This is a genomic window from Streptomyces sp. cmx-4-9 (assembly GCF_046548835.1).
In the GTDB taxonomy this organism is placed as follows: domain Bacteria; phylum Actinomycetota; class Actinomycetes; order Streptomycetales; family Streptomycetaceae; genus Streptomyces.
In genome coordinates, this window is record NZ_JAEBEE010000015.1 from 1 (window position 1) to 12,530 (window position 12,530).

The window sequence follows — 12,530 nt, forward strand, 5'->3', positions numbered from 1 at the left end:
GTCTTTTTCAAAGGAACCTCATCCACCGAAATGGACGGGGTATCAACTTCTGGCGTTGATTTTTGGCACGCTGTTGAGTTCTCAAGGAACGGACGCTTCCTTTGTACTCACCCTCTCGGGCTTTCCTTCGGGCTTCGTTCTTCGTTTCCGACTCTATCAGACTCTTTCGTGTCCGATTCCCGGTCGAAGCGGGATTCGCTTTCCAGGTTTCCGCTTTCGCGTTTCCCTTTCCGGCGAGTCCGACTCTATCAGAATCTTTTCCTGCCGCTTCCGGCTGGATTGGAATTCCGACGGCCTTCGGTGGGCCTTTCCCTTTCGGGCGGGTCAGACGTTATCAGGTTTCCCCGGGTCTTCATTCCCGCCCGCCCGCACGACAGGTCCGGGCACACGTGTGTGCCGGGGTCCGTGCGAGGTGGAGACGTAAACGTACTGGAGCGGGGCCCCCGGATGCAAATCCGGGGGCCCCGCACCGTGTGGTGGTCGCTGCCGACGAGGTCAGACCTCGACCACGACCGGAAGGATCATCGGGCGGCGGCGGTAGCCGTCCGAGACCCACTTGCCCATGGTGCGGCGGATGAGCTGCTGCAGCTGGTGCGGCTCCGCCACGCCGTCGGCGCCGGCCCGGGCGATGGCTTCCTCGATCTTCGGCAGGACGGCCGTGAAGGCGGAGTCCTCGATGCCGGAGCCGCGGGCCTGGATGCTCGGGCCGCTGACGACCTTGCCCGTGGTGCTGTCCACCACGACGTAGACCGAGATGATGCCCTCTTCGCCGAGGATGCGGCGGTCCTTGAGGTGGGCCTCGGTGACGTCGCCGACCGAGAGGCCGTCCACGTACACGTAGCCGGCCTGGACCTTGCCGGAGATGCGGGCCTTGCCGTCGATCAGGTCGACGACCACGCCGTCCTCGGCGATGACGATGCGGTCCTTCGGGACGCCCGTCTGTGCGCCGAGCTCCGCATTGGCCCGCAGGTGGCGCCATTCGCCGTGGACCGGCATCAGGTTCCGGGGCTTGCAGATGTTGTAGAAGTACAGCAGCTCGCCCGCGGAGGCGTGGCCGGAGACGTGCACCTTGGCGTTGCCCTTGTGCACGACGTTGGCGCCCCAGCGGGTCAGGCCGTTGATCACGCGGTAGACCGCGTTCTCGTTGCCCGGGATCAGGGACGACGCGAGGATCACGGTGTCGCCGGGGACGATCCGGATCTGGTGGTCGCGGTTGGCCATGCGGGACAGGGCGGCCATCGGCTCGCCCTGGGAACCCGTGCAGACCAGGACGACCTCGTGGGCCGGGAGGTCGTCGAGGGTCTTCACGTCCACGACGAGGCCGGCCGGGACCTTCAGGTAGCCCAGATCGCGGGCGATGCCCATGTTGCGGACCATGGAGCGGCCGACGAAGGCGACCCTGCGGCCGTACTCGTGGGCCGCGTCCAGGATCTGCTGGATGCGGTGCACGTGGCTGGCGAAGCTGGCCACGATGATCCGGCTGTGGGCGTTCGCGAAGACCGTCCGCAGCACGTTGGAGATCTCGCGCTCCGGCGGGACGAAGCCCGGGACCTCGGCGTTCGTCGAGTCCGAGAGGAGGAGGTCGATGCCCTCCTCGCTCAGCCGGGCGAAGGCGTGCAGGTCGGTGAGCCGCTTGTCCAGCGGGAGCTGGTCCATCTTGAAGTCGCCGGTGGCGACGACCAGGCCCGCCGGCGTGCGGATGGCCACGGCCAGCGCGTCCGGGATGGAGTGGTTGACCGCGATGAACTCGCAGTCGAACGGCCCGAGGCTCTCCCGCTCGCCCTCCTTCACCTCAAGGGTGTAGGGGCGGATGCGGTGCTCTTGGAGCTTCGCCTCGATGAGGGCCAGCGTCAGCTTGGACCCGATCAGCGGGATGTCCTGCTTCAGGCGCAGCAGGTACGGGACCGCGCCGATGTGGTCCTCGTGGCCGTGCGTGAGCACGATGCCGTCGATGTCGTCGAGGCGGTCCCGGATGGACGTGAAGTCCGGAAGGATCAGGTCGATGCCGGGCTGCTCCTCCTCGGGGAAGAGGACGCCGCAGTCGACGATCAGCAGGCGGCCGTCGAACTCGAAGACGGTCATGTTTCGCCCGATCTCACCGAGACCACCCAGGGGGGTGACCCGGAGGCCGCCCTTGGGGAGCTTCGGCGGGGGACCGAGTTCAGGATGCGGATGGCTCAAAAGTCTCTCCTCACCACACACGCCACGTACCTCGGAAGGCACGTGGCGCGCATGTCATTCGTGCACTTGCTGTTGTCTGTTTCGGTTGTGCTTGTTCAGTTGTGAAGTCTGTTGTCAGAGCTGTACCCCGCCGGCGGCAAGATCCAGCTTGAGCCGCGCCGTCTCTTCGGGGTCCAGTGCGACCAGCGGGAGCCTCAGCGGGCCTGCGGGCAGGCCCTGCAGGTTCAGCGCGCCCTTGGTGGTCATCACACCCTGGGTACGGAACATGCCGGTGTAGACGGGGAGCAGCTTCTGGTGGATCTCGGCAGCCTTCTGGACGTCGCCGCCCAGGTGGGCCTCGAGCAGGGCGCGCAGCTCGGGGGTGACCACGTGGCCGACCACGGAGACGAAGCCGACCGCGCCGATCGACAGGAGCGGCAGGTTCAGCATGTCGTCACCCGAATACCAGGCCAGGCCGCTCTTCGCGAGGGCCCAGCTGGCTTGGCCGAGGTCGCCCTTGGCGTCCTTGTTGGCCACGATACGGGGGTGCTCGCCCAGTCGTACCAGGGTTTCGGTGTCGATCGCGACACCACTGCGCCCGGGAATGTCGTAGAGCATGACCGGGAGCCCGGTGGCGTCGGCGATCGCCGTGAAGTGCTGGAAGAGGCCCTCCTGCGACGGCTTGCTGTAGTACGGGGTCACGGCCAGCAGGCCGTGGGCCCCGGTCCGCTCGGCCTCGCGGGCGAGTTCGAGCGTGTGCCGGGTGTCGTTGGTGCCGATGCCCGCGAGCACGTGCGCTCGGTCTCCGACGGCTTCGAGGACGGCTCGTACGAGATCGTTTTTCTCCGCGTCGGTGGTGGTCGGCGACTCACCGGTGGTGCCGTTGACGACCAGGCCGTCGTTGCCTGCGTCCACCAAGTGGACGGCGAGCCGCTGCGCGCCGTCGAGGTCGAGTGCGCCGTCCGCCGTGAACGGCGTGATCATAGCGGTGAGGACCCGCCCGAAGGGGGTCTGCGGAGTCGAGATCGGAGCCATGGGTAACACGCTACTCGCTGCCACGCTCGCAGTGTCCCCTCGGGGGACGTCAACAGAGTGTTGGACACCGGCACTGCCTGCTCGGGGGTTCAAGCAGTGCCGGGTCCGTTTGATCAGCCTAGATGAACTTTCCGAAACGTCGCAATACGGACACTTGGGACTTCCCTCAGCACATCAGTACGCCGTAGGTGCAACGGCCCTTATGGGGCAACGCGTCCGTTGCCGTTGAAGGCCGCGTAGGTCAGCGGCATGAGCTGCGCCCAGTGCCGCTCCATCTGCTCGCCCACCATCTCGATCTCCCGCTGCGGGAAGGACGGCACCGCTGCGAGCTCGTGCTGCGTCCGCAGGCCGAGGAAGTGCATGAGGGAGCGGGCGTTGCAGGTGGCGTACATCGAGGAGAAAAGACCCACCGGCAGGACCGAACGGGCCACCTCGCGGGCCACGCCCGCCGCGAGCATCTCCCGGTAGGCCTCGTAGGCCTGGCGGTAGGAGTCCTCCATGACGCGTCCGGTCAGCTCCTGCTGGACCTGCGTGCCCTCGACGAAGACGTACTTGCCGGGGCGGCCCTCCTGGACGAGCTTGCGCTCGGCGTCCGGGACGTAGAAGACCGGCTGGAGCTCCCTGTAGCGGCCCGATTCCTCGTTGTAGGACCAGCCCACGCGGTGCCGCATGAACTCGCGGAAGACGAAGATCGGCGCGCTGATGAAGAAGGTCATCGAGTTGTGCTCGAAGGGGCTGCCGTGCCGGTCCCGCATCAGGTAGTTGATGAGCCCCTTGGAGCGCTCCGGGTCCTTCTGCAACTCCTCCAGCGACTGCTCGCCGGCGGTGGACACGCGCGCCGCCCACAGCACGTCGGAGTCGGAGGCGGAGTGCTTCACCAGCTCCACCGTCACGTCGCTGCGGAAGCTGGGTTTCAGGTCTGAAGCGGCGGTCTCGCTCACCGGGGGTCCTTCCGAACGTGCTGTACGTGGGGCGCGCCCACTCTACGTCGCTCCCCGCTGCCCGGATCGCACCCGCCGGGTGCCCGCCGCCCCGGCGCGGGCGGTACGCAGCTGACGCTGCGCCATGAATTTTGGTGAATGTCCCGAATTCTGGCACCGATTGAGTGACTCGTACGTCCTACTGGGCAGACGCGGACCACCAGCATCCCGCCTCCACCGGCCCGCAGGGGCCCCGAACCCGAGGAGAGCCGCTTCCATGTTCAGCCGGCGCGAACCCGTTCCGTTTGCCTTCGTCGCCGAGGCCGACCGCTTCCGCAGCAACGTCACTCCCCCGCCGCGCGAGCGCCTGAGCCCGTCCCAGATGGCCGCCCGTAGTCTGGTCGGACTGACCGTGGTGGCGGGGCTCGTCGGATCGCTGCTCCTCGGCATGCCCGCACTGCAGCCGAGCAAGGCACCGGAGACGTCGCAGCAGTCGGAGGCGGCTCAGGGGCGGTAGCCTCACGGGCACAGCCCAACCGAACGTGCATGTGAGTGAGGTCCAGCCGTGCCCCTGCCCTTCCTGACGGCCGACGGCGTCTTCGACACGGAAGACACCGGCGACGAGGTACTGGCCCATGACGACCGCGACCGGTGGCGTCGGCCCTACCGGCCCGGTCCCTGGCGGGTGGCCATCGCCGCGCTGTTGCTCCTGCTGTCCGCCTTCATGCTGCTCGCGACGATGATCATCGCCTTCGCGGGCACCTGGCCGGGCGCCCTCGGCTGTATGGCCGCCGCGCTGGCCGTCATCGGCGCCGCCGTGCAGATGCTGCGCGCGGGCGTCTGGGTGAACCGTACGGGGCTGCGCCGGGTCGGCTTCTTCGGGACCCGGTCGATCGCGTGGAGCGAGGTCGGCGAGGTGCGCACGGTGCAGCAGCCGGTGCGCTGGCTCGGCTTGCCGCGGACCGTGCAGGGGCAGGCGCTGACCGTGGCGGGGCGGGGCGGCGCGGAGCTGCCGGTGCTGCTGACCGACCACAACGCCGACTTCCTGTCGCGCACCGAGGCATTCGACCGGGCCGCCGACGCGGTCGAGGCCTGGGCGCAGGAGTACCGGCCCCTGCCCGCCTGAGCGGCGGCAGGAGGCCGGCAGGAGCCCGTACGGGGATCAGACCCGTGCGGGCTTCGCGTCGTGCAGGGCGATGGCCCGGAGCATGGCCTTGCGGGCCCGCGGGGTGTCCCGGGCGTCGTGGTAGGCGATGGCGAGCCGGAACCAGCTGCGCCAGTCCCCCGGCGCGTCCTCGGTCTCGGCCTTGCGGCGCGCGAAGACCTCGTCCGCGGAGTCCCGCAGGATGCGGCCGTACCGGTCCCGCTCCAGTTCGTCGACGGGCAGCGCGCCCTCCGCCTCCAGCTCGCCGGCGAGCTGGTTGGCCTTGGCGACGAAGCGGGTGTTCTTCCAGAGGAACCAGATGCCGATGACCGGCAGGATCAGTACCGCCACGCCGAAGGTGACGGTCAGCCAGGTGCCCTGCCGGAGCAGCAGCACCCCCCGGCTGCCGGCCAGGACGAAGTAGACGACCAGGACTGCGGCCGTGAGGAAGTAGGTGATCTTCGCGCGCATGGCTCAGCCCAGGTCGAGGAAGTGTTCGAGGCCGAAGGTGAGGCCCGGGGTGCGCACCACGCGGCGGGTGCCGAGCAGGATCCCCGGCATGAAGCTGCTGTGGTGCAAGGAGTCGTGACGGATCGTCAGGGTCTCGCCTTCGCTGCCCAGGAGGACCTCCTGGTGGGCCAGCAGACCGCGCAGGCGCACCGCGTGCACCGGTACCCCGTCGACGTCCGCCCCGCGGGCGCCGTCGAGGGCGGTGGCGGTGGCGTCGGGCTGCGGGGCGCAGCCGGCTTCGGCGCGGGCGGCGGCGATGAGCTGCGCCGTGCGGGTGGCCGTACCGGACGGGGCGTCGACCTTGTTCGGGTGGTGGAGTTCCACGACCTCGACGGACTCGAAGTAGCGGGCGGCCTGCGCGGCGAACTTCATGGTGAGGACGGCGCCGATGGAGAAGTTCGGGGCGATGAGCACGCCGGTCTCCGGGGAGCCCTCCAGCCAGGTGTCCAGCTGCGCGAGGCGGTCCTCGGTCCAGCCGGTGGTGCCGACCACCGCGTGGATGCCGTGGCGGATGAGGAAGTCGAGGTTCCCCATCACCGAGGTGGGGGTGGTCAGCTCGACGGCGACCTGGGCCCCGGCATCGGCCAGGGTCTCCAGTTTGTCGCCGCGGCCGAGGGCGGCCACCAGCTCCATGTCCTCGGCCGCCTCGACGGCCTTCACGGCCTCGGCGCCGATGCGGCCCTGAGCACCGAGGACCGCCACGCGCAGCTTGCTCATGTTTGCTTCCTTACCTACGTACGGGACTGGGCGACCGCTTCGTCGAGACGGGCGGCCTGCTTCTCCTTGAGCGGGCCGATCACCGCGAGCGAGGGCCGCTGGGCGAGTACATCCTGCGCCACCGCACGGACCTCGTCCGGGGTCACGGCGGCGATCCGGGCCAGCATGTCGTCGACCGACATCTGGTCGCCCCAGCACAGCTCGCTCTTGCCGATGCGGTTCATGATCGCGCCGGTGTCCTCGAGGCCGAGGACCGTGGAGCCCGAGAGCTGGCCGATGGCCCGCCTGATCTCCTCGTCGCTGATCCCGTCGGAGGCGACCTTGTCGAGTTCGTCGCGGCAGATCCGCAGGACGTCGTGGACCTGGCTGGGCCGGCACCCCGCGTACACGCCGAAGAGCCCGGTGTCGGCGAAGCCCGAGGTGTACGAGTACACGCTGTAGGCCAGGCCGCGCTTCTCGCGGACCTCCTGGAAGAGCCGGGAGGACATGCCGCCGCCGAGGGCGGTGTTCAGCACGCCGAGCGCCCAGCGGCGCTCGTCGGTGCGGGCGAGGCCGGGCATGCCGAGGACCACGTGGGCCTGCTCGGTCTTGCGGCTCACCAGGTCGACGCGGCCCGAGGTGCGGATGCGCTTGGCACCGGTGCGCGGGCCGACCGGCTCGGCGTCGGTGCGGCCGAGGGCGCCGGCCTTCTCGAAGGCGGCCCGGACCTGCCGTACGACCTTGTCGTGGTCGACGTTGCCGGCCGCGGCGACGACCAGGTGCGTCGGGTCGTAGTGCTTCTTGTAGAAGCGGCGGATCCGCTCGGCTCCCAGCGCGTTGATCGTGTCGACGGTGCCGAGGACGGGGCGGCCCAGGGGGGTGTCCCCGTACATGGTCTGCGCGAACAGGTCGTGGACCACGTCGCCCGGATCGTCCTCGGTCATCGCGATCTCTTCGAGGATGACCCCGCGCTCGGCGTCGACGTCCTCCTCGCGGATCAGCGACCCGGTCAGCATGTCGCAGACCACGTCGATGGCCAGCGGCAGGTCGGTGTCGAGCACGCGTGCGTAGTAGCACGTGTACTCCTTCGCCGTGAAGGCGTTCATCTCTCCGCCGACCGCGTCGATCGCCGAGGAGATGTCGAGGGCGCTCCGGGAGCCGGTGCCCTTGAAGAGGAGGTGCTCCAGGTAGTGCGTGGCGCCGTTGAGCGCGGGCGTCTCGTCACGGGAGCCGACGTGGGCCCAGATGCCGAAGGTGGCGGAGCGGACGGAGGGCAGCGTCTCGGTGACGATGCGCAGTCCGCCGGGGAGGACCGTGCGCCGGACGGTGCCGATGCCGTTGGTCCCCTTGAGGAGGGTTTGGGTACGGGCGACGGCCCGCCCCTCCGAAGAGGGGCGGGCCGTCACACGGGAACTACGCGACATCACTTGTCGGAGTCGTCCTTGTCAGCGTCGTCGCCGGCGGCCTCGCCGTCGATCACGGGGATCAGGGAGAGCTTGCCGCGCTGGTCGATCTCGGCGATCTCCACCTGGACCTTGGTGCCGACCGCGAGCACGTCCTCGACGTTCTCCACGCGCTTGCCACCGGCGAGCTTGCGGATCTGCGAGATGTGCAGCAGGCCGTCCTTGCCGGGCATGAGGGAGACGAAGGCACCGAAGGTGGTGGTCTTGACGACCGTGCCCAGGTAGCGCTCGCCGACCTCCGGCATGGTCGGGTTGGCGATCGAGTTGATCGTGGCGCGGGCGGCCTCGGCGGCCGGACCGTCGGCGGCACCGATGTAGATGGTGCCGTCGTCCTCGATCGTGATCTCGGCGCCGGTGTCCTCCTGGATCTGGTTGATCATCTTGCCCTTGGGCCCGATGACCTCGCCGATCTTGTCCACCGGGATCTTGACCGTGATGATCCGGGGGGCGAAGGGGGACATGGCGTCCGGCGTGTCGATCGCTTCCATCATCACGTCGAGGATGTGGAGGCGGGCGTCGCGGGCCTGCTTGAGGGCGGCGGCCAGGACCGAGGCCGGGATGCCGTCGAGCTTGGTGTCCAGCTGGAGCGCGGTGACGAACTCCTTGGTGCCGGCGACCTTGAAGTCCATGTCGCCGAAGGCGTCCTCCGCACCGAGGATGTCGGTGAGGGCGACGTAGTGGGTCTTGCCGTCGATCTCCTGGGAGATCAGGCCCATGGCGATGCCGGCGACGGGCGCCTTGAGGGGCACACCGGCGTTCAGCAGCGACATGGTGGAGGCGCAGACCGAGCCCATGGACGTCGAACCGTTGGAGCCGAGGGCCTCGGACACCTGGCGGATCGCGTACGGGAACTCCTCGCGGGTCGGGAGGACCGGCACGATCGCGCGCTCGGCGAGCGCGCCGTGGCCGATCTCGCGGCGCTTCGGCGAACCGACGCGGCCGGTCTCACCGACGGAGTACGGCGGGAAGTTGTAGTTGTGCATGTAGCGCTTGCGGGTCACCGGGGAGAGGGTGTCCAGCTGCTGCTCCATGCGGAGCATGTTCAGGGTGGTGACGCCCAGGATCTGGGTCTCGCCACGCTCGAACAGCGCCGAGCCGTGCACGCGCGGGATGGCCTCGACCTCGGCGGCGAGGGTACGGATGTCCGTGATCCCGCGGCCGTCGATGCGGACCTTGTCCTTGATGACGCGCTCGCGCACCAGGGCCTTGGTCAGGCTGCGGTAGGCGGCGGAGATCTCCTTCTCGCGGCCCTCGAAGGCCGGGAGGAGCTTCTCGGCGGCGATCTCCTTGACGCGGTCCAGCTCGGCCTCGCGGTCCTGCTTGCCCGGGATGGTCAGCGCCTGGGAGAGCTCGCCCTTGACGGCGGCCGCGAGAGCCTCGTACACGTCGTCCTGGTAGTCCAGGAAGACCGGGAACTCGCCCTCGGGCTTGGCGGCCTTGGCGGCGAGGTCCGACTGGGCCTTGCAGAGGGACCGGATGAACGGCTTCGCGGCCTCCAGGCCGGCGGCGACGATCTCCTCGGTCGGCGCCTCGGCGCCGCCCTTGACGAGGGCGATGGTCTTCTCGGTGGCCTCGGCCTCGACCATCATGATCGCGACGTCGCCGTCGTCGAGGGTGCGGCCGGCGACGACCATGTCGAAGACGGCGTCCTCGAGCTCGGTGTGCGTCGGGAAGGCCACCCACTGGCCGCGGATCAGTGCGACGCGGACGCCGCCGATCGGGCCGGAGAAGGGCAGGCCGGCGAGCTGGGTGGACGCGGACGCGGCGTTGATCGCGACGACGTCGTACAGGTGGTCCGGGTTGAGCGCCATGATCGTGGCGACGACCTGGATCTCGTTGCGCAGGCCCTTCTTGAAGGACGGGCGCAGCGGGCGGTCGATCAGGCGGCAGGTGAGGATCGCGTCCTCGGAGGGGCGGCCCTCGCGGCGGAAGAAGGAGCCGGGGATCTTGCCCGCGGCGTACTGCCGCTCCTCGACGTCCACCGTCAGCGGGAAGAAGTCGAGCTGGTCCTTGGGCTTCTTCGACGCGGTGGTGGCGGAAAGCACCATCGTGTCGTCGTCCAGGTAGGCAACGGCGGAGCCGGCGGCCTGGCGGGCCAGACGGCCCGTCTCGAAGCGGATGGTGCGGGTGCCGAAGGAACCGTTGTCAATGACGGCCTCGGCGTAGTGGGTCTCGTTCTCCACTAGCGTTTTCTCCATTTTCGTCGTCTCCGTCCGCAGCCCGTGTGGCGGCGGACGGTTGCGGAGAAGCGCTCCTTGCCTGGGGGCCGGTCTTCGATCGAAGCATCCGGTTCGGTGCCCGCTGGGGCATTCCGGGTGCCACTACCGAGGACCGGCGGCGTAGGGAGGGCGCTCCTCCTCTTCAGTTGTGCACGTCGTGTGGGACGCGCGCGTGCGTCCTTCCCAGACTACAAAGGGTCCGGGCGGTCCCGCACGTACAGCAAAGGGAGCGGCCCCCGGGTGTGGGAACCGCTCCCTTCACGCGTGTTACTTGGCGCCGGCCGCACCGCGGCGGATGCCGAGGCGCTCCACCAGCGCACGGAAGCGCTGGATGTCCTTCTTGGCCAGGTACTGCAGCAGGCGGCGGCGCTGGCCGACCAGGATCAGCAGACCACGACGGGAGTGGTGGTCGTGCTTGTGCGTCTTGAGGTGCTCGGTCAGGTCCGAGATGCGGCGGGACAGCATCGCGACCTGGACCTCGGGGGAGCCGGTGTCGCCCTCCTTGGCACCAAACTCTGCGATGAGCTGCTTCTTCGTTGCGGCGTCGAGCGGCACGCGTACTCCTCGTAATAGGTCTTCGTTGCCATCGAGTGCCCCAGGTCGAATTCTCTGGGGATCTTCCGTGACTCGGGAGGCGGGGTCCGCTGAGCGCAGCCCCCAGAGCGTTCCGGAGGCGCGTACACAAACGGCCGTCACACAGCGTACCAGGCTGCCGCTGTGCCGCGTCTCAGCTGGTGAGAGAGCGGGCCCGGGAGTAGACGTCGAGCACGGCCAGGGCCAGCGGCACCAGGCTGAGCAGTACGGCCGCCTCGGTGAGGTCGAGCAGTCGCCCCCAGAAGGGTGACAGACCCTTGCGGGGGATGACCAGCGCAATTCCGGCGAGGAGGGCCGCGCCGGCGGTCACGGCGGCGGACAGCCAGATGGTGCGCAGGTCCAGGCCGCTGCGGTCGTGCTCCGCCAGGAGGGCCCGGACCAGCTCGTCCGGCGGGTTCAGGGACAGGCCGAGGATCAGCAGGGCGAGCGCGGCGAGGCCGGCGGCGAGGGCGCACACGACCTGGGAGGTGTAGCGGAAGAGCCGGGCGCGCAGCAGCATGGCGAGGCCGGTGGCCAGGGCGAGGAGCCGGCCCCAGGTGTGGTCGGAGAAGCCGAGGACGGCGGCGGAGCCGACGGCGACCGCGGCGCAGCCGCCGACGAGGCCGAGCAGCATCTCGTGGCCGCGGCGCGCCTGGGCGGCGATGGCCTCGGCGTCGAGGTGGGCGCCGGGGTCGTGGGCGTCGGCGCCGGCGGGCTCGCCGTACGGCTCGGGCTCGTGGCGGTCCGGGGTCCCCGCGTGGTCGACGTACTCGTCCGTGGCGCTCTGCGGGGCGTCGTAGCCGATGGGCAGGCGGGCGAAGCGGGCGGAGAGGCCGGGGAGGAAGGCCACCAGTCCGATGGCGACGGGCGCGCAGACGGCGGCGGTGGCCGTGGCCGACTCGTCGGCGGTGATGGCGAGGAAGGTGGCCAGGGTGCCGGTGGCGGCCAGGAAGGTGGCGGCGACGAAGGGGGCGTCGCCACTGGGGGTGAGCGCGACCAGGGCGACGGAGGCGATCAGCACGCAGACGCACCCGAGCAGGAACTGGAGGCGGCCGGGGCCGTGGCCGGCGGCGGGCGCGACGATGCCGGAGCCGGCGATCAGCAGGAGCGGCAGCGCGCCGAGCCCGAGGGCCACGGCGGAGCCGCGGTCGCGGTAGACCCGGGCGCGCACGGCGGCCACGGCCGTGAGCAGGACGCCTGCGGCCGCGGCGATGACGCCGGGCAGGCCGTGCATGTCGTGCCGGACCGGGTCGGCGTACCAGAGGACGAAGCCCAGCAGGACCAGGAGCACCGCGGCGCCGGCCAGGCCCGCGCCGCGCAGCATGTCGTCGCTCCAGCGGTGCCGGTCGCGCACGACGGCGGAGGCGACGGCGTCGGAGACGTCGTCGAAGACGGCGGGCGGCAGGGACTCGGCGAAGGGGCGGAGGCTGAGGACCTCGCCGTCCAGGACCTGCTGCGCGGCGAGGGTGCGGGCGCCGTCGAGGACGGTGCCGGAGCGGCGGACCAGGTGGAAGCCGGCGGGTGCGCCCACGGGCTGGGTCTGGCCGGTGAGGCGCAGCAGCTCGGGGTAGACGTCGGCGACGGCGATGTCCTCGGGGAGGGCGACGTCGATCCGGCTGTCGGGAGCCACGACGGTGACCCTGCAGAAGCCCGTCGTTGCGGCCGTACTCACCTGTGTGACCCCCTGGTTGGCGACGGTGCGGCGCTCCGGGAGCGGTGCGTCCTGACACCGGTCGTTCGCGGATGCGCATGCTGCGCGCGACACCCTACCGGGCATATGGCCGACTGTCGGCAAGTAGGATCACCGTCG

The 12,530-nt window shown here is 69.9% G+C and carries 11 protein-coding genes; 2 read left to right on the forward strand and 9 right to left on the reverse strand.

Annotated elements, in window-relative coordinates; translation table 11 throughout:
* Positions 1 to 495 precede the first annotated feature (495 nt).
* The 3 genes from ACLJTM_RS33685 to thyX form a co-directional block, all read right to left on the reverse strand.
* Positions 496 to 2,181, reverse strand: a complete 1,686-nt coding sequence (locus tag ACLJTM_RS33685) for a ribonuclease J (RefSeq protein WP_411107628.1) — start codon at positions 2,179 to 2,181, stop codon at positions 496 to 498.
* A 114-nt stretch (positions 2,182 to 2,295) separates the two neighbouring features.
* Positions 2,296 to 3,195 carry a 4-hydroxy-tetrahydrodipicolinate synthase gene (gene dapA, locus ACLJTM_RS33690; protein WP_411107629.1) on the reverse strand — a complete coding sequence of 300 codons (900 nt, stop codon included), beginning with the start codon at positions 3,193 to 3,195 and terminating at the stop codon, positions 2,296 to 2,298.
* Positions 3,196 to 3,395: 200 nt separating this feature from the next.
* The gene (gene thyX, locus ACLJTM_RS33695) at positions 3,396 to 4,136 is read right to left on the reverse strand and encodes an FAD-dependent thymidylate synthase (RefSeq protein ID WP_411107630.1); all 741 of its coding nucleotides are present in this window, start codon (positions 4,134 to 4,136) and stop codon (positions 3,396 to 3,398) included.
* A gap of 256 nt (positions 4,137 to 4,392) precedes the next feature.
* Between thyX and ACLJTM_RS33700 the strand changes: the two genes are divergently transcribed.
* Together ACLJTM_RS33700 and ACLJTM_RS33705 are read left to right on the forward strand one after the other, a co-directional pair.
* On the forward strand, positions 4,393 to 4,632 hold the full coding sequence (locus tag ACLJTM_RS33700; RefSeq protein WP_411107631.1) for a hypothetical protein: 240 nt from the start codon (positions 4,393 to 4,395) through the stop codon (positions 4,630 to 4,632).
* 48 nt (positions 4,633 to 4,680) lie between these two features.
* Positions 4,681 to 5,241, forward strand: coding sequence for a PH domain-containing protein (locus tag ACLJTM_RS33705; RefSeq protein WP_411107632.1), 561 nt, complete (start codon positions 4,681 to 4,683; stop codon positions 5,239 to 5,241).
* Between the two features lie 36 nt (positions 5,242 to 5,277).
* Here the strand turns inward: ACLJTM_RS33705 and ACLJTM_RS33710 are convergent, their stop codons facing one another.
* From ACLJTM_RS33710 to eccD, 6 genes are all read right to left on the reverse strand, one after another.
* Positions 5,278 to 5,730 carry a hypothetical protein gene (locus ACLJTM_RS33710; RefSeq protein ID WP_411107633.1) on the reverse strand — a complete coding sequence of 151 codons (453 nt, stop codon included), beginning with the start codon at positions 5,728 to 5,730 and terminating at the stop codon, positions 5,278 to 5,280.
* Between the two features lie 3 nt (positions 5,731 to 5,733).
* The gene (gene dapB, locus ACLJTM_RS33715; RefSeq protein ID WP_411107634.1) at positions 5,734 to 6,486 is read right to left on the reverse strand and encodes a 4-hydroxy-tetrahydrodipicolinate reductase; all 753 of its coding nucleotides are present in this window, start codon (positions 6,484 to 6,486) and stop codon (positions 5,734 to 5,736) included.
* Between the two features lie 14 nt (positions 6,487 to 6,500).
* The gene (locus ACLJTM_RS33720) at positions 6,501 to 7,892 is read right to left on the reverse strand and encodes a M16 family metallopeptidase (RefSeq protein WP_411107635.1); all 1,392 of its coding nucleotides are present in this window, start codon (positions 7,890 to 7,892) and stop codon (positions 6,501 to 6,503) included.
* Positions 7,889 to 10,111, reverse strand: a complete 2,223-nt coding sequence (locus ACLJTM_RS33725) for a polyribonucleotide nucleotidyltransferase (protein ID WP_411107667.1) — start codon at positions 10,109 to 10,111, stop codon at positions 7,889 to 7,891. The genes ACLJTM_RS33720 and ACLJTM_RS33725 overlap by 4 nt, the downstream gene beginning before the upstream one ends.
* 303 nt (positions 10,112 to 10,414) lie before the next feature.
* On the reverse strand, positions 10,415 to 10,702 hold the full coding sequence (gene rpsO / locus ACLJTM_RS33730) for a 30S ribosomal protein S15 (protein ID WP_329378621.1): 288 nt from the start codon (positions 10,700 to 10,702) through the stop codon (positions 10,415 to 10,417).
* A 172-nt stretch (positions 10,703 to 10,874) separates the two neighbouring features.
* The gene (gene eccD / locus ACLJTM_RS33735; protein WP_411107636.1) at positions 10,875 to 12,392 is read right to left on the reverse strand and encodes a type VII secretion integral membrane protein EccD; all 1,518 of its coding nucleotides are present in this window, start codon (positions 12,390 to 12,392) and stop codon (positions 10,875 to 10,877) included.
* Positions 12,393 to 12,530 lie beyond the last annotated feature (138 nt).

Excerpts from the sequence above, each read along its gene's own strand:
- dapA (WP_411107629.1), bottom strand. The coding sequence starts at position 3,195 with ATGGCTCCGATCTCGACTCCGCAGACCCCCTTCGGGCGGGTCCTCACC.
- ACLJTM_RS33700 (WP_411107631.1), top strand. The coding sequence starts at position 4,393 with ATGTTCAGCCGGCGCGAACCCGTTCCGTTTGCCTTCGTCGCCGAGGCC.
- ACLJTM_RS33710 (WP_411107633.1), bottom strand. The coding sequence starts at position 5,730 with ATGCGCGCGAAGATCACCTACTTCCTCACGGCCGCAGTCCTGGTCGTC.
- dapB (WP_411107634.1), bottom strand. The coding sequence starts at position 6,486 with ATGAGCAAGCTGCGCGTGGCGGTCCTCGGTGCTCAGGGCCGCATCGGC.